The organism is Rhizobium sp. RAF56, assembly GCF_052113965.1.
Classification (GTDB): Bacteria; Pseudomonadota; Alphaproteobacteria; order Rhizobiales; family Rhizobiaceae; genus Rhizobium.
This window is the reverse complement of sequence record NZ_JBFRDU010000013.1, coordinates 69,684-88,551: the sequence shown is the minus strand read 5'-3', so window position 1 is coordinate 88,551 and position 18,868 is coordinate 69,684. Positions and strand designations below refer to the sequence as shown.

21 protein-coding genes and 1 pseudogene are annotated in these 18,868 nt (G+C 61.2%); 5 read left to right on the top strand and 17 right to left on the bottom strand.

Annotated features, from left to right (window positions below):
• Nucleotides 1–2: 2 nt before the first annotated feature.
• A complete protein-coding gene (locus AB4048_RS13240; RefSeq protein WP_442202502.1) occupies nt 3–947 on the bottom strand; it encodes a nucleoside hydrolase in 945 nt (314 codons plus the stop codon).
• Between the two features lie 288 nt (nt 948–1,235).
• Between AB4048_RS13240 and AB4048_RS13235 the strand changes: the two genes are divergently transcribed.
• Together AB4048_RS13235 and AB4048_RS13230 are read left to right on the top strand one after the other, a co-directional pair.
• The gene (locus tag AB4048_RS13235) at nt 1,236–1,667 is read left to right on the top strand and encodes an Hsp20 family protein (protein WP_442202425.1); all 432 of its coding nucleotides are present in this window, start codon (nt 1,236–1,238) and stop codon (nt 1,665–1,667) included.
• A 44-nt stretch (nt 1,668–1,711) separates the two neighbouring features.
• Nucleotides 1,712–1,969 (top strand): DUF1150 family protein, encoded by a 258-nt coding sequence (locus AB4048_RS13230; RefSeq protein WP_442202424.1) that lies wholly within the window; start codon nt 1,712–1,714, stop codon nt 1,967–1,969.
• 168 nt (nt 1,970–2,137) lie between these two features.
• Here AB4048_RS13230 and trmB read toward each other — a convergent pair whose 3' ends face one another.
• The 8 genes from trmB to miaB all read right to left on the bottom strand — a co-directional run bounded on the left by trmB (nt 2,138) and on the right by miaB (nt 10,806).
• Complete coding sequence (gene trmB / locus AB4048_RS13225; RefSeq protein WP_442202423.1) at nt 2,138–2,839, bottom strand: tRNA (guanine(46)-N(7))-methyltransferase TrmB; 702 nt, start codon at nt 2,837–2,839, stop codon at nt 2,138–2,140.
• Entirely contained in the window at nt 2,836–4,089 is a 1,254-nt protein-coding gene (metK, locus tag AB4048_RS13220) for a methionine adenosyltransferase (protein ID WP_442202422.1), read from the bottom strand. The genes trmB and metK overlap by 4 nt, the downstream gene beginning before the upstream one ends.
• Before the next feature lie 179 nt (nt 4,090–4,268).
• Nucleotides 4,269–4,688, bottom strand: a complete 420-nt coding sequence (locus AB4048_RS13215) for a helix-turn-helix domain-containing protein (protein ID WP_442202421.1) — start codon at nt 4,686–4,688, stop codon at nt 4,269–4,271.
• Nucleotides 4,689–4,842: 154 nt separating this feature from the next.
• Nucleotides 4,843–6,441, bottom strand: a complete 1,599-nt coding sequence (lnt, locus tag AB4048_RS13210; RefSeq protein ID WP_442202420.1) for an apolipoprotein N-acyltransferase — start codon at nt 6,439–6,441, stop codon at nt 4,843–4,845.
• A gap of 184 nt (nt 6,442–6,625) precedes the next feature.
• Nucleotides 6,626–7,792 (bottom strand): hemolysin family protein, encoded by a 1,167-nt coding sequence (locus tag AB4048_RS13205; RefSeq protein WP_442202419.1) that lies wholly within the window; start codon nt 7,790–7,792, stop codon nt 6,626–6,628.
• Between the two features lie 9 nt (nt 7,793–7,801).
• Complete coding sequence (gene ybeY, locus AB4048_RS13200; RefSeq protein WP_442202418.1) at nt 7,802–8,308, bottom strand: rRNA maturation RNase YbeY; 507 nt, start codon at nt 8,306–8,308, stop codon at nt 7,802–7,804.
• A 17-nt stretch (nt 8,309–8,325) separates the two neighbouring features.
• Complete coding sequence (locus AB4048_RS13195) at nt 8,326–9,381, bottom strand: PhoH family protein (RefSeq protein WP_442202417.1); 1,056 nt, start codon at nt 9,379–9,381, stop codon at nt 8,326–8,328.
• Nucleotides 9,382–9,411: 30 nt separating this feature from the next.
• Nucleotides 9,412–10,806, bottom strand: coding sequence for a tRNA (N6-isopentenyl adenosine(37)-C2)-methylthiotransferase MiaB (gene miaB / locus AB4048_RS13190; RefSeq protein ID WP_442202416.1), 1,395 nt, complete (start codon nt 10,804–10,806; stop codon nt 9,412–9,414).
• 221 nt (nt 10,807–11,027) lie between these two features.
• Here miaB and AB4048_RS13185 point away from each other — a divergent pair, with 221 nt between their 5' ends.
• Entirely contained in the window at nt 11,028–11,648 is a 621-nt protein-coding gene (locus AB4048_RS13185) for a C39 family peptidase (RefSeq protein ID WP_442202501.1), read from the top strand.
• A gap of 13 nt (nt 11,649–11,661) precedes the next feature.
• Nucleotides 11,662–12,726: a D-alanine--D-alanine ligase family protein gene (locus AB4048_RS13180; RefSeq protein ID WP_442202415.1), complete on the top strand. Its 1,065-nt coding sequence runs from the start codon at nt 11,662–11,664 to the stop codon at nt 12,724–12,726.
• On the opposite strand, the gene AB4048_RS13175 is transcribed toward AB4048_RS13180, so the two are convergent.
• The 8 genes from AB4048_RS13175 to AB4048_RS13140 form a co-directional block, all read right to left on the bottom strand.
• Complete coding sequence (locus tag AB4048_RS13175) at nt 12,723–13,538, bottom strand: lysophospholipid acyltransferase family protein (protein WP_442202414.1); 816 nt, start codon at nt 13,536–13,538, stop codon at nt 12,723–12,725. The two genes, AB4048_RS13180 and AB4048_RS13175, sit on opposite strands and share 4 nt — an antisense overlap.
• 27 nt (nt 13,539–13,565) lie before the next feature.
• Entirely contained in the window at nt 13,566–13,994 is a 429-nt protein-coding gene (locus AB4048_RS13170) for a Fur family transcriptional regulator (protein ID WP_442202413.1), read from the bottom strand.
• A 65-nt stretch (nt 13,995–14,059) separates the two neighbouring features.
• On the bottom strand, nt 14,060–14,554 hold the full coding sequence (locus AB4048_RS13165; RefSeq protein WP_442202412.1) for a GNAT family N-acetyltransferase: 495 nt from the start codon (nt 14,552–14,554) through the stop codon (nt 14,060–14,062).
• A gap of 2 nt (nt 14,555–14,556) precedes the next feature.
• Nucleotides 14,557–15,213 (bottom strand): tRNA (adenosine(37)-N6)-threonylcarbamoyltransferase complex dimerization subunit type 1 TsaB, encoded by a 657-nt coding sequence (gene tsaB, locus AB4048_RS13160; protein ID WP_442202411.1) that lies wholly within the window; start codon nt 15,211–15,213, stop codon nt 14,557–14,559.
• A 25-nt stretch (nt 15,214–15,238) separates the two neighbouring features.
• Complete coding sequence (locus AB4048_RS13155; protein WP_442202410.1) at nt 15,239–15,805, bottom strand: NifU family protein; 567 nt, start codon at nt 15,803–15,805, stop codon at nt 15,239–15,241.
• A gap of 143 nt (nt 15,806–15,948) precedes the next feature.
• Nucleotides 15,949–16,440 (bottom strand): universal stress protein, encoded by a 492-nt coding sequence (locus tag AB4048_RS13150; RefSeq protein ID WP_442202409.1) that lies wholly within the window; start codon nt 16,438–16,440, stop codon nt 15,949–15,951.
• A gap of 66 nt (nt 16,441–16,506) precedes the next feature.
• Nucleotides 16,507–17,571 (bottom strand): tryptophan--tRNA ligase, encoded by a 1,065-nt coding sequence (gene trpS / locus AB4048_RS13145; RefSeq protein WP_442202408.1) that lies wholly within the window; start codon nt 17,569–17,571, stop codon nt 16,507–16,509.
• Between the two features lie 113 nt (nt 17,572–17,684).
• Complete coding sequence (locus AB4048_RS13140; RefSeq protein ID WP_442202407.1) at nt 17,685–18,080, bottom strand: VOC family protein; 396 nt, start codon at nt 18,078–18,080, stop codon at nt 17,685–17,687.
• A gap of 356 nt (nt 18,081–18,436) precedes the next feature.
• Between AB4048_RS13140 and AB4048_RS13135 the strand changes: the two are divergent.
• Nucleotides 18,437–18,865, top strand: a pseudogene (locus tag AB4048_RS13135) (DUF882 domain-containing protein); the annotation flags it as partial.
• Between the last annotated feature and the right edge of the window lie 3 nt (nt 18,866–18,868).

The window sequence follows — 18,868 nt, the reverse complement described above, 5'->3', positions numbered from 1 at the left end:
GCTCAGATTTTCGCGAAACGCTCGGTGAGCAATTCAAAGAAGCCGTCGGCATCGACGAAGCGAATGACCTTGGCGTTGCGCTTGCGGTCGGTGACGTGCCACCAGTCGACCACCGTCATACCGGCCGTCAACTCCGATTTCACCTCGATCTCGACGTTGCAGTTCCGGCCCTCGAAGAGCTCCGGCTTCAAAAGGTAGGCGATAACAGTCGGGTCATGCAGCGGCCCGCCGTCGGACCCGTATTTCTCGACGTCGAAACGCTCAAAGAATTCCAGCATTTCGACCATGGCTTTGGCAGGCGGCGTTCCGACCTCGGCGATCCGCTTGACGCGCTCCTTGCGCGTCAGCAGCCGATGGGTGACGTCGAGCGGCATCATCACGATCGGCACGCCGGAGCGAAACACAACGTCGGCCGCCTCCGGATCGACATAGATATTGAACTCGGCAGCGGGCGTAATGTTGCCGCCCTCGAAGAAGCCGCCGCCCATCATCACCAGTTCGCGGACACGCTCGACGATGTCGGGCGCCTTCTGAAAAGCAAGCGCCACGTTGGTGAGCGGGCCAAGCGCGCAGAGCGTGACGGCACCGGCCGGCTCGCTGCGAAGCGTTTCGACGATGAAATCGACGGCATACTGATCCTGCAGCGGCATCGTCGGTTCGTCGAGCACGGGACCGTCGAGGCCGGTCTTGCCATGAACATGCTCGGCCGTCACCAGCTTGCGGACAAGCGGCTTGTCGGCGCCGGCGAAAACCTTGGTATCACGCCGGTCGCAGAGTTCGCAGATGATGCGGGCGTTGCGGCTCGTGAGCGCAAGCGACACGTTACCGGCAACGGCGGTGATACCGAGCAGCTCGAGCTCCGCGGGGCTGCCGAAAGCCAGCATGATCGCCGCCGCGTCGTCCTGACCGGGGTCCGTGTCGATGATGATTTTCCGCCGCTCCAGCATCTTGCTATCCATTCTCCTGTGAAACAGGCTGCCCAGCTTGTTCACGGTTGCATAAATCATTCAATACGAAAGGTTTTGATGGAAGTAGCCGCTGCGTTTGTCAAGCAAGCAAGACGCCCGCGCGAATAGACCGCCCCCTGCACGCAAGGCTGGCAAGATCGTCCCTTCCGATTCCGCGGTTGCGAGAACGCTCTCCTTGCGCTGCACCCCGCCAGACACCATATTGACCGCATACGGATGCTGATGGTCGGGTCCGTAAAGGTCGCTTGACACCAAGGACTTGATGCTATGAGCCGCATGACGCCTTTTGCCAGCCCGCTGCTTCTGGGCTTCGACACCATGGAAAAAACGCTGGAGCGGATTTCCAAGGCGAGCGATGGCTATCCCCCCTACAATATCGAACGCATGCACGCCGACCACACCTCCGGCGATCCCGAACGACTGCGCATCACGCTCGCTGTCGCCGGTTTCTGCGACGAGGAGCTGGATGTCACCATCGAGGAAAGTCAGCTGGTCATTCGCGGCCGTCAGGCCGAGCAGGCGGAACGTGATTATCTCTATCGAGGCATCGCCGCGCGTCAGTTCCAGCGCGTGTTCGTGCTTGCCGAAGGCATGCAGGTTCTCGGCGCCACGCTGAAGAACGGCCTCCTCTCGGTGGACCTCGTTCGTCCCGAACCGGAACGCATGGTGAGAAAAATTAATATTTCGGTCTCACAGTAACAGAGTGGCAGTATGCCGCTGTCCCTCAGCTGGAGGTACGGAAAATGATGATGAAAGAAGTTACCGCACGACTGACCCAGACCGAACTTGCCCAAGTCGGCAGCGGTGAAGTCGCCTATATCCGCAAGATCCGCTCCGAAGATGTCCCCCGATGCTTCCCGGAAGCGCCGGATATCGATCCGAGCGTCGATCTCTGGGCGCTGTTCGGCGCCGACGGCACGCCGATCCTGCTTACGGACAATCGTTCGAGCACCTTTTACAAGGCAGCCGAAGACGAATTGAAGACAGTCAGCCTGCACTAGAGCAGATTAGCTTTTCCTTGAATCGCAGATCCGCTCTATCTTTTTGTTTTCACGCAGTTCCGGACGGAAAGCCTTTTCACACTTTTCCTGGAACTGCTTTAGCACTCGATAGCGCGGACTTTGAATGGGAAGCCGCTGCTTGAGTGGCTTTCGTTGGTTCCGGCGGTATCAGGCGCGGCGGAACGTCAGGTAAGCGGAAGAACGGCCTTCGCGCCGCGCCTTGGCCTCGTAGCGGGTGCTCGGCCAACCCTCATAGGGCGTCAACCAGTCGGCCGCGTTCTCTGCAATCCACTCAAAGCCGCCATGATCGCGGCAGTGAAGCAGCGTCCAGTTCACGTAGGTATCGATGTCGGAGGCGAAGCAGAACAGCGCGCCCGGCTTCAGCACGCGATGAAAACGGTCGAGATTGACCTTCGAGACGAAGCGGCGCTTCCAGTGTTTCTTCTTCGGCCAGGGATCGGGATAGAGCAGGTCAATCTGGTCGAGGCACCCGTCCGGGAGCCAATCCAGCAACTGCGTCGCGTCGTCATTGTAGACGCGGATGTTGTTCGCGCCGGTTTCCTCGACGCGCGAAAGCAGCTTCTGCATCGAATTGATGAAGGGCTCGACGCCGATGAAGCCTGTTGCCGGCTGTTCCACCGCGCGGTGGATCAAATGCTCGCCGCCGCCGAAACCGATTTCCAAGCGCAGTTTTTCGACCGGCACCGGGAAAAGCCCTTTCAGCGGCTCCGGGGGAGCCGCCGAGAGATCGATCAGGAACGCCGGCAAGAGGGTCGCAAGCTGCTCGGCCTGATGCCCGCGCAGTGCCTTGCCCTTGCGCCGACCGAAGAAAGCTTCCGTCGCCCGGCTCCGACGTTCGACTTGCGTCATGCGGCTTCCTGAAGCTTCACCGAATCCTTCAGAGCCTTGACGAGGTCCGTGCGCTCCCAGGAGAACGAGCCGTCGCGGCCTGCCTTGCGGCCGAAGTGGCCATAGGCCGAGGTCTTGGCGTAGATCGGCTTGTTGAGATCGAGGTGGCGGCGGATGCCGGTCGGCGACAGATCCATGTTCTTGCGGATCGCGGCCTCGACCTGGTCTTCGCTGACGCCCTTGCCGGTGCCATGCAGATCGACATAGATCGACAGCGGCTGCGCGACGCCAATGGCATAGGATAGCTGGATCGTGCAGCGGTCGGAAAGGCCGGCCGCCACTACGTTCTTGGCGAGGTAGCGCGCGGCATATGCCGCCGAGCGGTCGACCTTGGTCGTGTCCTTGCCGGAGAACGCGCCACCGCCATGGGGTGCAGCACCGCCGTAAGTGTCGACGATGATCTTGCGGCCGGTCAGGCCCGCATCACCGTCCGGACCGCCGATGACGAACTTGCCGGTCGGATTGATGTACCACTTGCAGTCGTCGGCAATCTTCAGATCGCCCAGCGCCTCGCGGATATAGGGCTCGACGACGGCGCGAACCTTCTGCGAATCCCAACTGTCATCGAGGTGCTGGGTGGAAAGGACGATCGAAACAGCCTCGGTCGGTTTGCCGTCCACATAGCGCACGGTCACCTGGCTCTTGGCGTCGGGGCCGAGCTTGGCGACATCGCCGTCGCCCTTCTTGCGGGCGGTGGCGAGCAGTTGCAGGATCTTATGGGAGTAGTAGATCGGTGCCGGCATGAGGTCCGGCGTTTCCTTACAGGCGTAGCCGAACATGATGCCCTGGTCGCCGGCGCCTTCGTCACCCTGCTGATCGGCGGCGCTATCGACGCCCTGGGCGATGTCGGCCGACTGCGAGTGCAGGAGCACGTCGATCTTTGCGGTCTTCCAGTGAAAACCGTCTTGCTCGTAGCCGATATCCTTGATGGCGCGGCGAGCGGCAGCCTTGAACTTAGAGGGGTTGATGACGTCTTTGCCGTCCTTGTCCTTCTTCATCAGGCTCGGCGGCAGACGGACTTCGCCGGCGATCACGACGCGGTTGGTCGTTGCCAGCGTTTCGCAGGCGATGCGCACGCCCCAGGGGTTTACGCCGGTCTTTGCGGCTTCGCGATAGACCAGATCCACGATTTCGTCGGAGATACGGTCACAGACCTTGTCCGGGTGACCTTCGGCTACAGACTCGCTGGTAAACAGATAATTCGCACGCATTCGGGATTCCCCTCAAAGAACAAATGTCCCTCAAGGTTTAGACAGTTCGACACCAAAAAACAAGCCGCAGAAGGATATAAATATGTCTTTATGTCCGGTCATCACGGATAATTTTTTGCAGAAAACATTAAAAAAGCGGTCAAAATGACCGCTTTCTGCATATCCAGATGTTCCGCCGCCTACTCGGCGTCGGCTTCCGCGGCGAGCGCCTTCACCAGTTCCACGATCTTGCGACGGACCTTGGCGTCGGTGATTTTCACGAAAGCGCGGTTGAGCTGCAGCCCTTCTGAAGAGGACAGGAAGTCGACCACGTAGTTGGAGCTGGAGGCTTCCGCCATGCCGCCGGCCGAGGTCGAATGTTCGCCGGGGGCATCCTCGAAAAAGAAGGAGACCGGGACGTTCAGAATGCTCGAAATGTTCTGCAGACGGCTCGCGCCGACGCGGTTGGTGCCCTTCTCGTATTTTTGAATCTGCTGGAACGTAATGCCCAGGCTCTCGCCGAGCTTTTCCTGGCTCATTCCGAGCATGGTGCGCCGGAGGCGAATGCGGCTGCCGACGTGGATATCAATCGGATTCGGCTTTTTCTTATTTTCAATCATGAGAGTGCCTTAGCAAAAGTTGAAAACCGGTCCTGGGACCACGGCTGCCTCGTACCATCCTCTATAACGCCACGTTGTAAGCTACATGGATTTAACATTAAGCATACGTTAAGAAGCTGAGTGGAAACCACTATGCAATTTTAGGGGTTTTTGGTCAATTCATCCTTGAAATAAAACCAACGCGTGAAATGAGACTGATCAAACCCAACGCCCCCAACAGCAACCAGAAATATGTGCTTCGAGAACTGGCGTCACTGCGTGAAAAGGTTGCACTACTCAGGGTCGCGTCGACAAATCCCTGCTGATTGAAATCGACCCCCGAAATGACGCGGCCCCGCGCGTCGACAAACGCTGAAATTCCCGTATTGGCGCTGCGTATCAATGGCAACCCGTATTCGACGGCGGTGACGCGCGCCTGCAGAAAGTGCTGATACGGGCCGGGCGTGTCGCCGAACCAGGCGTCGTTGGTAACGTTGAGGATCGCGCCGGCATCGGCGATCTGCGGCGACATCTCGTTCGGGAAGATGATTTCATAGCAGATCAACGGATAGAGCTTCAGGCCGTTCGGCATGCTGAGCAGCGAGCGGCTTGCCGCGGCGGAAAATCCGCCCGGCATTTCCACGATGTTCTCTATCCCCAAACGGCGAAAGAAGGGCTCGAACGGCAGGTACTCGCCGAAAGGCACCAGGTGCACCTTGTCCGAGGCGCCGATGATCTGGCCACGGCCGTCGATGACGTATATCGAATTGTAATAGCGCGGCGCCGCCCCCGGCCCCATATCCTCGGCCCTGACGGCCCCGGCAATCAGGATCTGATCATCGTCGAGCGTATCGGCAATACGGGAGAGTGCATCCTTGTTGTCCGTGATGAGAAAGGGGATCGCGGTTTCCGGCCAGACGATGATGTCGGGACGCTTGCCGCCTTGCTTTGCGGGCTGGACGGAGAGCGACAGATGCTTCTCGAAGATCGCCTCCCTATCGGCGGCGCTGTCCATCTTGTCCGACTGGTCGATCGCCGGCTGGACGATGCGCACCACAGGTTGTGGCCCGGCCGCTACAGGCGCCTCCGGCCGGCTAAGCGCGTAGGCGCCGTAGCCGAGATGGCCGGCGAACAGAAGAGCGGCAAGCGAAAGCCCGGGGATGGCGCCCTGACGCGTGCCGAGAAGCGCCGGCGCGGAAAAGGCGAAGACGGCAAGCGCTGTCACGCCGAGCGTGCCGATGAGGTGCGCCGATTGCATCATCAGCGGCACGGGCATGGCGCCATAGCCGATGGCATTCCATGGAAATCCGGTAAAGGCAAAGCTGCGCAGCCATTCGGCAAGGCCAAACCCCAGGGCAAGTGCGGCAATCCGCCCCATGCCATCCGACCAGAACAGCCGCGCAATGACCGTCGCCAGCCCATAAAAGATCGCCAGCACCGCCGGGAGCCCGATCAGTGCCAACGGCAGCGCCCAGGCAAATTCCTCGGCGTCGATCATCAGCGCATGGCCGAGCCACCAGAGCCCCGCGACGAAATAGCCGAAGCCGAACAGCCACCCGGTCAGGAAAGAGGGCCAGAGCCGGCCGAGATAGCCGCTGTCGGGCGATGCGGCCGCGCCATCCATCAGCCAGACCAGAAGCGTGAAGGACACGAACATCGCCGCGAAAAAGCCGATGGGCGCAAGCGCGAGAACGCCGATCGCTCCGGCGAGAATGGTAAGAACGGCGCGCTTGAAACCCCAGACGAGGATGATCCTCCCTGCAAGCCCTTCCATGCACGCGCTCCTTCAGCTGCGAATCAACTTCGCTCGCAGTCTTTCAAAAAAGGCGCGATTTGTCGTCCTGGCGCACAACCGTTTAAATCGGAATGGAGCCAAAGAAGGGACTATGCACACATTCAAAGTGCGAGATCGTCCTTGGCCCGTCACAAATGACGCGCCGCGCTTTGGGAATGGGTGGCTATACCGAGGCGTCCCGTTCGGCGCTGCGGTCATCGGCAACGCCTTCCACCGGCTGGTCGCGCTCGATCGCGCCGGCTTCGGCCTCGGGTCTTGTCGTGCGGCGGCGCGCGACATGGCGCTTGCGCGTGATGCGCACGCGCTTGATGCGGCGGGGATCGGCGTCGAGGATCTGGAATTCGAAGCCCGGCAATGCCTGGACCAGTTCGCCACGGACGGGAATGCGTCCAAGCGCGGAAAAGATCAGGCCGCCCAGCGTGTCGACCTCGTCCACCTGTTCGGAAACGTCGAAATCCGGGCCGATCGCCTCGGCGATCTCCTCGATCTCGACGCGCGCATCGGCAACGAAGATATCTTCCGACACGCGCCGGAACATCACCTCGTCATCGTCGTGCTCGTCGTCGATGTCGCCAACGACCATTTCGACGATGTCTTCGTGCGAGGCCAATCCGTCGGTGCCGCCATACTCGTCGATGACGAGCGCCATCTGGGTGCGGTTGACCTGCATGCGCCGCAGGAGATCGGCCGCCAGCATCGACGGCGGTACGAACAGAATTTTACGGATGATGCCCGCCTCGACGACGGTCTTTTGCAGATCGACGCGGGAAAGATCGAAGTTCGGCTTGGCCGCGCGCGGCGATTTCTCGGGCTTCTCGCTATTCGCCACTTGCGCGGCTGCGGACTTCGGGCTGCCGCGACGCTTGTTGCGGGCCTGCTTGGCGACGTAGGACAGGAGATCGCGGATATGGACCATGCCGCGCGGATCGTCGAGCGTTTCGCAATAGACCGGCATGCGGGAGCGACCGGACTCTTCGAAAAGGATCATCAGTTCGCCGATGGTGATCGTCTGATCGACGGCTTCGATATCGGCGCGCGGCACCATCACGTCCTCGACGCGCACTTCGCGGAAACGCAAGATATTGTGCAGCATCGCCCGCTCGTCGGGCGAAAACGCGTCGTCATCGGTCCCGTGCGTCATCAGCGCATCGGCGATGTCCTCGCGCAGCCGCGAGCCTTGCGCCGGTCGCAGCACACGCGCTGCCCGCGCCCAGAAGGACGAGTGGGATTTTTGGCCGGTCCTGCCGTTACTACTGCCGACCTCGTCGGAAGAGGAGGTGTCGGCTGTCTCTTTGGGCTCGGCGGCCGGCTTGGCTGTAAAGTCGCTCATTTTTCCTGATCAGATCGGATCTTGGCCCGCATAGGGGTCAGATAGCCCAAGCTTCGCCAAAATGCGAGTCTCGAGCCCCTCCATAATCTCGGCGTCCGAATGATTCATATGGTCATAGCCGAAAAGATGCAAGAAACCGTGGACCATAAGATGCGTGAGGTGGTCTTCGAAGCTCTTTTCCAAGTCGGCGGCCTCGCGCGCCACCGTTTCGCGAGCGATCACGATATCGCCGAGCATCGGGCCCGGCATGCCGCCAGGCTCCAACGGAAAGGCCGGAAAAGAAAGCACGTTGGTCGGCTTGTCCTGCTCGCGCCACTCAGCGTTGATCTCGCGGATCGAGGCATCGTCGGTAAAGACGAGCGAAACTTCCGCCGGCATTTTCGGGAAAGGCTGGCTCGCGACCTCGCGCAGATAGGTCGCGGCCGCGCCGAGCACGCGCTCGGCAAGCGCGTGGAGCGCTTCCTCGGAGGGCCAGTCGCCCTCCTCGACGCTGATTTGAATGTCGAGCTCGTTCATTGCCTGTCGTTCCGGCGTCAACTCTGCCGGTCAGCCTCGTCGCCGCCCGGCGTCGCGTAGGTGGCATCGTAGGCGCGAACGATGCGGGCGACCAGCGGATGGCGCACGACGTCCGTGTCCTTGAAGCGGACGATCGAAACGCCTTCGACGCCGTTCAAGAGCTGCAGGGCTTCCACCAGACCCGAGGTCACGCCGCGCGGCAGGTCGACCTGGCTGGGGTCGCCGGTGACGATCATGCGCGAATTCTCGCCGAGGCGCGTCAGGAACATCTTCATCTGCATCGTCGTCGTGTTCTGCGCTTCGTCGAGGATGACGGCGGCGTTGGCCAGCGTGCGTCCGCGCATGAAGGCAAGCGGCGCGATCTCGATGACGCCGGCGGTGATCGCCCGCTCCACCTTGTCTCCTGCCATCATGTCGTAGAGCGCGTCATAGAGCGGCCGAAGATAGGGATCGACCTTCTCCTTCATGTCGCCGGGAAGGAAGCCGAGCCGCTCGCCGGCCTCGACGGCCGGGCGCGACAGAATGATCTTGTCGACGGCGCCGCGCTCCAGAAGCTGGCAGGCCTGGGCGACGGCGAGATAGGTCTTGCCGGTGCCGGCGGGCCCGACGCCGAAGACGAGTTCGGAGCGTTCCAGCGCCCTCAGATAGGCGTCCTGGGTGGGCGTGCGAGCAATGATAGTCTTCTTGCGGGTCGAAACCTGCGCCATCGTCAGCTTAGCCTTGCGCTCCATGGTCGGCAGGGTCAGCTGGTCGTCGGCGGCAACCGCCATGCGGATCGCGCCTTCGACATCGGAGCGCTCGACGCTGCCGCCCTTCTGTAGCTTGTCATAGAGGTAGTCGAGGGTGCGGCGAGCCTGGTTGGTCGCCAGCACATCGCCGGTGATGACGACGGAATTGCCGCGGGCGCGGGCGTCGATGTTGAGCCGTTGTTCAAGCAGCTTGAGGTTCTGATCGAACTGGCCAAACAATTCGCTGGCGAAGCGATTGTTCTCGAACGTCAGGACGAAGTGATTGGCGTCGCTTTGGGTGCGTGGTTGACGCGGTGAAGAGGAAACCAATTCTTGTCCGTTCAAGCGGCGAGGCTCCTTTGCCAGACCGGAGAGCTACGCCACCTCTGCGAAAAGGCTGTTCGTGCCGGTTCCGGTGATTCGTACATTGATAATGTCACCTATTTGCGATGCTTTTGCATCAACATTCACAGACTGTAACCAGGGAGAACGTCCAATCAGCTGACCGGGCATGCGGCCGGGTTTTTCAAGAAGCAGATCGATGACCTTGCCGATACAGCCTTGCGCGAATTCCTGCTGCTGCTTCAAGAGCAGTGCCTGCAGTCTTTCCAGCCGTTCCGCCTTGATCTCTTCGGGCACCTGGTCCTTCAGCTCCGCGCCCGGCGTCCCTGGCCGGGTCGAATATTTGAACGAAAAGGCCTGTGCATAACGCACCTCCTCGACGAGCCTGAGTGTATCCTCAAAATCCTGGTCTGTCTCCCCCGGGAAGCCGACGATGAAATCGCCGGAAAGGGCAATGTCGGGCCGCGCCTCGCGGATCCGGTCGAGGAGCGCCAGATATTCGGAGGTGTTGTGGCGCCGGTTCATGGCCTTCAGAATGCGGTTGGAGCCGGATTGGACAGGCAAATGCAGATACGGCATCAGCTCGCGCAGATCGCGGTGCGCGCCGATCAGCCGGTCGTCCATGTCGCGCGGATGGCTGGTCGTATAGCGCAGGCGCGCAAGCCCCGGGATTTCGGCCAGGCGATAGAGCAGGTCGCCAAGGCTCCAGCTCTCGCCCTTCGGGCCAGCGCCGTGCCAGGCGTTGACGTTCTGGCCGAGCAGCGTGATTTCGCGAACCCCGCCGGCCACCAGCTTCTCTGCCTCCTCGACGATCTGTGCGACCGGGCGGGAGACTTCTGAACCGCGTGTATAGGGCACGACGCAGAAGGTACAGAACTTGTCGCAGCCTTCCTGCACGGTCAGAAAAGCGGTGACGCCGCGGGCGCGGATCGTTGCTCTTTCCGGCGCTGGCAGATGTTCGAACTTGTCCTCGAGCGCATATTCCGTATCGACGACGCGCTCACCCCCCTTGGCGCGGCGAAGCGCATCGGGCAGGCGGTGGTAGGTCTGCGGGCCGATCACCACGTCGACCGCCGGCGCCCGGCGAAGAATCTCTTCGCCCTCGGCCTGCGCGACGCAGCCGGTCACGCCGATCATCATCTCACGGCCGTCGGCTGCCTTCCTCTTCTTCATATCGCGCAGACGGCCAAGCGCCGAATAGACCTTCTCGGCTGCCTTTTCGCGAATATGGCAGGTGTTGAGCAGGACGAGGTCGGCCTCCTCCATGTCTTCCGTCGGCTGGTAGCCGTCACGCGCGAGCGCATCGCTCATCCGCGTCGAATCGTAGACGTTCATCTGACAACCGTAGGTCTTGATGAAAACCTTACGGCTGTTGGAGCCATCCCGAAGCGTTTCAGGCGGCGTCAAAAGGGCGCTTTCCTTGATCATGCCCGCTACTTAGTGGTTTTTTGCCCCGGTGAAAACGTGAATCTTGATCGCGCGCACTTCGGGGAGGACGCCGCACGGCAAAGTCTTGCCTATTGGCGCGCATTTTCATGTATTTACCAGCTGATGGAAGCGGCGGCGCCGAGCTTTGGCCGCAATTCCAAGGCCTCTTCAGTTCGACGCCCGCCGATCGGATGCGGCTTTCCATTCTCGCTAAGGACGCCATGGATTCGCCTGCCCAATCCACCCCCTACTTTTCCCAGTGGGAAACTCCGGAAATGACTTTGCCGGTTCTCGCGGAGGGTCCGACGGCGCTGCTGCGTGATCCGCTGTGGGCATCCTCGGGCGCGACGACCGTCGAAGAATATGCGCTTTGGGCGAACAATATTTGCGGCATCGCCTGTCTCAAGATGATCCTCGCGAGCCGCGGCCGAGCCTATCCGACGATGGAGCTGGCGCGAGCCTGCACTGCCCATGGCGGCTATGTGGTCAGCCAAGACGGCGGCTCGATCAAGGGCCTGATCTATGCACCCTTCGTCGAGTATGTCCGGGAGGCTTTCGGCCTCAAGGCAGAGGTGATCACGCAACTGCCGACGGCAGGCATTGCGGATCTGCTCTTGCGGCATCCGTTCTTCATCGCTTCGGTGAACAGCGGCATCCGCTGGCCGGATCGCGAGCCTCCGTCGAAAGGCGGGCACCTGGTACTCGTCACGGCAGCAACGCGTGGAACCGTACGCTTTCATAATCCATCGGGACATACGCGCGAAACGCAGGAAAACGTGACGTTATCCGTCAATGATTTTGATCGCTTCTTCGCCAATCGCGGCATCGCGATCGGCTTTTAATCTGGAGTCGTGAATGTCTGCACGAATACGCGTCGCAATACTCTTCGGGGGCCGCTCGGCCGAGCACGATGTTTCCATCATGTCCGCGACGAACGTCATCTCAGCGATCGACCAAAACCGCTATGATGTCGTACCCATCAAGGTCACACGTGAGGGCAAATGGCTGCTGTCGGACACGGTTTCAGCCGAACTCGGTTCCGCGCACGAGACTGAAGTGGCACTCCTTCCAGGCGGGCGGGGACGCATGCTTGCAAAGCGTCCAGACGGTTCTTTCAATGAGCTTTCGCCGGTTGACGTGCTCTTTCCCGTCCTTCACGGCCCGTTCGGTGAGGACGGCTCGGTGCAAGGCTATGCCGAGGTGGCCGACATCCCCAATGTCGGGTGCGGCATCATGGCGTCCGCGGCGGCGATGGACAAGGATATCGCCAAGCGCCTGCTTCGCCAGGCCGGGATTTCGGTTGCCCCTTCGGTGACGGTCGAAAAGGAGGACAAGATCGATGCGTCCGCGATCTTGCAGACCCTTGGCTCACCTCTCTTCGTCAAGCCATGCAGCCAGGGCTCCTCCTTCGGAGTCAGCAAGGTCAGCGACGTGAGCATGCTCCGCAAAGCTCTCGACGAAGCCTTCAGATACGGGGACAAAGCTCTGATCGAGGCTTTCGTCGAGGCTCGCGAGATCGAGTGCGCGGTCCTGGAAGATCAGAACCGCGTGCTCACCGTTTCCGCGCCGGGGGAAATCATTCCGGCCGCCTCCCACGGTTTTTACAGCTACGATGCCAAATATACCGACGCGGACGGCGCCTTGGTAAAGATCCCAGCCGATCTCGAACCAGCCGTCGCTGAGAAGGCCCGGCGCATGGCCGAGCGCGGATTTCGCGCACTTGGCTGTGAAGGCATGGCCCGCGTCGATTTCTTCTTGCGGGCGAACGGCGACCTCTTGATCAACGAGATCAACACGCTTCCCGGCTTCACCAACATCAGCATGTATCCCAAGGCGATGGCTGCAAGCGGCATCGCCGGAGGCCCCCTGGTTAGCATGCTGATCGAGCATGCTCTTGAGCGTTACCGCAGGCGGGCTTAGCCGGAAATTCGAGGCAACGGATCGCCACGACCGCGCAGCCTTGCGGAAAGCATAGTGCGGATGCGGTCGGCGACGGTGGCGCTTACGTGCTTGCGGTTGCTGTCGGCGCGATAGTCGACCGCCTCGCCGAAACAGATGTCGACATCGATAGCGCCGCAGGCAAGCAGCGCTTTCAAATGAGGGATGAGCTCGATATCGCCCGGCCAAGCCGCGATCGGGCGGTGGTAGCGTCCCATCGCCGTGCCGTAGATGCGGGTATAGGCGATCGCCACCGGCTGGACGTGGACGACGTCGCCGGGCGCCTGTTCGAGCGCCATGGCGGCGGCGCCGAAAAGCGAGGACTTCACCTCGAGAAGACGGTTGCCATCCGAGGTCGTGCCTTCGGGAAAGAGCACCATGATCTCGCCGCCGGCCATGCGCTCGGCGATCTCGTTGACCTGATGGCCCGTCTTGCGCTTTTCTTCGCGCTTGACGAAGACGCTCTTCTGCATGCGGGCGAAATGGCCGAAGATCGGCCAGTCGCGAACTTCCGACTTGGCGATGAAAGCAACGTCGGCGATCGAGGAGAGCACCAGGATATCGATCCAGGAGGCATGGTTCGCGGCCAGCATCAACGGCCGCTGGCGCTCCATGTCGCCGATGACATGCACGCGAATGCCGAGCCAATAACAGACGATGCGGTGCCAGTAGCGCGGCAGATAGCGGCGAAGTTTCCAGTCGAAACGTAGGCTGAGCAACTGCAACGGCAGGAGAACAAGGCTTGCGGCCGCGATTGCGATCGCCGCCAAGCCGAGGCGCAGCCAGGAGATCACGTTCGCATCCCTCGCGCAGCCGTCACCTCAACGCTCATCCTGCTTTAAGGGAACGCCGTAGAGTTCGAGCCGATGGTCGACGAGCTTGAAGCCGTGTTCACGGGCGATCCGCTCCTGCAGCGCCTCGATTTCAGGCGAGCGGAACTCGATGACCTGACCTGTCTTCAGGTTGATCAGGTGATCGTGATGTTCTTCCGGGATCGTCTCGTAGCGCGAGCGGCCGTCGCGGAAATCGTGGCGGGCGATGATGCCGGCGTCCTCGAACAGCTTGACGGTGCGATAGACCGTCGAGATCGAGATCTTCGGATCGACGGCGACGGCGCGGCGATGCAGCTCCTCGACATCAGGGTGATCCTCGGATTCCTGGATGATCTTCGCGATGGTGCGGCGCTGCTCGGTCATGCGCATGCCGCGCTCGGCACAAAGTTCCTCCAGCGATTTCGCAATATCCGTCATGAAAGCGGTCTTTAAGTCCTCGGCACGTCGTGAATGACGCGCGGCGCTGTCGTTCGGGATAGGGACTAGCGAAGAACGCGCCGCATGACAAGCGCCGTCGACTTCGCGCCCTTTTCATCCACGTAGTATGCCTGGCGTTCGCCCACCTTCTCGAAGCCGAGCTTGGCATAGAGGCCAAGCGCCGGCCGGTTGCCGCCGTCGACCTCCAGAAAGATGGTTTCGCCGCCGCGCCCGCGCGCCTCGCGCATCGCCGCCTGCATGAGCCGCCAGCCGAGGCCGGTCCGGCCAAGCTTGGCATTGACGGCGATCGTCAGGATTTCCGCCTCGCCGGCCACGTGGCGGGCGAGCACGAAACCCCGCAGCGGCTTCTTCAGAAGCGCGTTAGACTGGCGGGCAACAAAGCCGAAAACGGTTTCCTGGCTCAGCAGACTGTGAAACTCGCCGTCGTTCCAAGGCCGGGAGAACCGTCCCTGATGCAGCATCGCCACCTCCACGCAATCCTCCGGCTCCATCGCGATGATCTCGAACTGGGGCTTCAGCGTAAGGTAGGATTCAAGCATGGTCACATCCGGGCAACCGCGAACCCGGCCTGCGGTTTGACGTCGGGGCCGCGGAGATAAAGGGGTTTCGGCTTGTCGCCCGCAGGCTTTTTTGCCCCGAGACGGGCGACGATGGAAATCGGGAAGGTGTCGGCGACGGGTTCGGTCGGCGGATGGCCGATGAGGCCGGCCGCGGAGCCGACGACGGTTCCGTCAAAACCCGCGGCGAGCGTTCTGGCATCTTCGACCGTCAGCGCCTGCGGCTCACCGGCCGCATGGCCGTGCTTGTCGAAGGGCTGGAAATAGACCTCGTTGCGCTTGGCGTCCATCGCCGCGATTACAGCACGACCCGGGGCTTGCCGGAACGCCGCGGCTGCCATCACTTCGAGCGTGGAAACGCCGACTACGGGCACGCCGAGCGAGAGAGCGAAACCGCGTGCGGCGGCAACACCGACGCGAATGCCGGTGAACGAGCCGGGGCCGACGGTGACGGCAATACGCTCGACCCGATCGAGCGTCAGCTTTGCCGTATCAAGCACGTGATCGAGAACGGCCATCAGGCGTTCGGCGTGGCCCTTACCGATCGTCTCGGTAACTTCCGCCAACACCAAATCTCCGTCGCTGTCATAGAGAGCGACTGCACAGTCCACGCCTGCCGTGTCGAGCGCCAGTACAATCATCCGCAATCGTCCGAAAGAACCGTCGTCAGACCGCTTCGACCTCCTGAACTTCCGGAACGAAATGGCGAAGCAGATTCTGGACGCCGTGTTTCAGCGTCGCCGTCGACGACGGGCAACCGGCGCAGGAGCCCTTCATGTTGAGATAGACCTTGCCGTCGCGAAAACCGCGGAAGGTGATGTCGCCGCCATCCTGGGCGACCGCCGGGCGGACGCGGGTTTCAAGCAGTTCCTTGATGGTCAGCACGATCGTTTCGTCGCCCTCGTCGAAAAACTCGCCGCCGGCGTCGAGCTCCTCCGAAGAGGTGGACGATGCCCCCATGACCGGCTTGCCGGACATGAAATGCTCCATGATCGAACCGAGGATAACCGGCTTAAGATGCTGCCACTCCTGGCTTTCCTTGGAAACCGTGATGAAGTCGTAGCCGAAATAGACGCCGGTTACGCCCGGAATCTCGAAGAGACGCGCGGCAAGCGGAGACACGTCGGCCTCATCGGCGCTGCGGAAATCGGCGGTGCCGCTTTCCATCACCACCTTGCCCGGCAGGAATTTCAGCGTTGCCGGGTTCGGCGTGGCTTCGGTCTGTATGAACATCGGCATCTCCATGCGGACGGCTGCGGGATCGCTTCGTCCGCTTCAGCCATGGGATTTTTAGAATTCTTCAAAAGAAGATATGCGCTTTGCTTGCCCCAATCAAGAGACTGACAGTCAAGAATTTGCCTGGGCTCAGCGACTGCTCAGCAGAGCGCATCGATTTCCTCGTTGGTCAGCGTATCGGGGAGCACCGTGACCGGAATGGGAAAAGCAGCCCCTCGACCGGCAACCGAGGAAACCAACGGCCCCGGTCCCTCCTTGGCGGAACCGGCCGCAAGTACCAGGATCGCCACGTCCCGATCGTCCTCGATCGCGGCATTGATCTGCTCGGCGACGCCGCCTTCGCGGATCACCACCTCAGGCTCGATGCCGATCGTTTCGCGCACGAGCTGCGCCGTCTTGGCAACGGTCGCCTCGGCTTCCTCGCGCGCCTCGGCACGCATGATCTCCTCCACCCCCAGCCATTGCTGGAAGTCGCCTTCGGGGATCACATAGAGAAGAACAAGACCGCCATTGGAATTCTTGGCGCGCCGGCCGGCGTAATGGACGGCGCGCTGACATTCGGGTGTCCCATCGATCACCGCCATGAACTTGCGGCGATGGCCCTCGAGCCGGGAGAGTCGCTGTGAAACCATGAGGCGAACTCTGACACCGGAACGGAGAGATTTGCAAGCCCCTGCTAAAGGGCTCGCAAGACGTCGTCAGTAGATGAAGCCGATGATGTCGCGGACTTCCTTCATCGTCACTTCGGCGCGGGCGCGCGCGCGTTCGCTACCGTCGCGAAGAACCGCGTCGATATGGGCGGGATCGTCCATCAGGCGGCGCATCTCGCTGGTGATCGGGGACAGCACGTGGACGGCGAGATCGACGAGCGCCGGCTTGAAGACGGAGAACTGCTGTCCTCCGAACTCCTGCAGCACGTCTGCCTTCGACCTGTCGGCAAGTGCCGCATAGATGCCGACGAGATTGTCGGCCTCGGGGCGCCCGGCAAGGCCATCCACTTCACTCGGCAAGCCCTCGGGATCGGTCTTGGCCTTGCGGATCTTCTTCGAGATCGCCTCCTCGTCGTCCATCAGATTGATGCGCGACAGATCCGATGCGTCGGACTTCGACATCTTCTTGGTGCCGTCGCGAAGCGACATCACGCGCGGCGCCGGGCCGTCGATCAGCGGTTCCACCATCGGGAAATAGGCATGCACGGGCTCGTCGCCGACCGTGATGTCGATGCCATAGCCGCTGCGGCGGATGTGCTCCATGTAGTCCATGTTGAACTTCATGGCGATGTCGCGCGCGAGCTCCAGATGCTGCTTCTGGTCGTCGCCAACAGGCACATGCGTGGCGCGGTAAACAAGGATGTCGGCCGCCATCAGGCTCGGGTAGGCGTAGAGGCCGAGGGAGGCCTGCTCGCGATCCTTGCCGGCCTTGTCCTTGAACTGCGTCATGCGGTTCATCCAGCCGAGGCGGGCGACGCAATTGAAGATCCAGGCAAGTTCCGCATGCTGCGGCACCGCCGACTGATTGAAGACGATATGCTTTTTCGGGTCGATGCCGGAGGCGATGAAGGCGGCGGTGATCGAGCGGATCTGGCCCGGCATGTCCTCGTGGACGAGCTGCGCCGTCAGCGCATGCAGGTCGACGACGCAATAGATGCAGTCGTTGTTTTCCTGCAGCGCCACGAACTTGCGGATCGCGCCGAGATAGTTGCCGAGATGGAGGTTGCCGGTCGGCTGAACGCCGGAAAATACGAGCGGCTTGAATGCAGTCATGTCGTCCTCAATAGGCTGGTGGAGGGCCCCAGGGCGCAATATTCGCCCATGTAGCTAACGCTGCGGCTTATGCATGGCCAAACGCCTACAATCAAGGGGTTTGCAGGCGCTTTTCAGGCCGCTGGCTGAATGAGATCCCAGCTGTTGCCGTAGGGATCCGAAAAGACCGCGACAGTGCCATAGGCCTCGTGGCGGGGCGCTTCGAGAAAACGCACGCCCTTGGCGGTCATCGCCGCGAAATCACGCGCGAAATCGTCGGTCTTCAGGAAGAACCCGACGCGCCCGCCGGTCTGGTTCCCGATCGCGCCTGTCTCAGCCTTCCCGACTGCGAGCGCAAGCAGCAATCCAGCCCCCTCGCCGCCGCGCGGCTTGACGACGAGCCAGCGCTTGCCTTCCGGTTGCAGCGTATCCTCAAGGCAATCGAAGCCTAGAACGCCACAATAGAAACTCTTCGCGCGATCGTAGTCGTCGACGACGAGCGTCACGAGGAAAAGGGACTGCACAGCCATTCTGGTCTCCATGGGGTCGAAGCGTTTCGGCGCCTGCAGTGAATCATTTCCGCTCGGGCAAAATGAACCGCACCGGAAGAAGAATGACGGGCTTACCACGCAGATAGCCCATCACGCGCCAGTACAAATCAGTTTAAGCTTAAATTGCCTCATGTCCACTAGCTTCCGCTAGGGAAGTATACAGAAAACTACATGAAATTTGCTTATTCCGGCGAAAAATATGGCGTCGTAATGCGAATTGACGACACTGTATAGCTATATATTAGTACTCGCTTACACATAAATGCCATTTTTAGAATAGTATTTCAATTCCCCAGCTTTGTAGCCGCGTGCAACGTCACCATTGGGGGAATGTCATGCGAAGCGCCTTTTCTCTCGCGCTGGCGAGCCTCTTTGCGTTCCTTTCCACGACCACGAGCCAAGCCGAACCGGCAAAAATCCAAAAGCCGAGCATCGCGCAAAGGGATGTGACGCCGGCTACCTATGCCTTACAAACGGCAAGCGTCGGCGCGAGTTGTTTTCCGGAGCGACTGCGTGGCGTCCTTGCCTATATCGCCATGCGCACGAAACACAGCCCCTTGGTGACCTCCGGCTATCGCCCGCACGCCAGCCGCCGCGGATCGCTCCATCGCAGCTGCATGGCCGCCGATATCCGCATGCCGGGCGTCTCCTATCATGCGATCCTCGCCGCCGCCGCCGACGCACCCGGTATCGGTGGGATCGGCACCTATTGCAACGGCATCGTCCATGTGGACGTCGGGCCGAAGCGGCGGTGGAACTTCTGCACC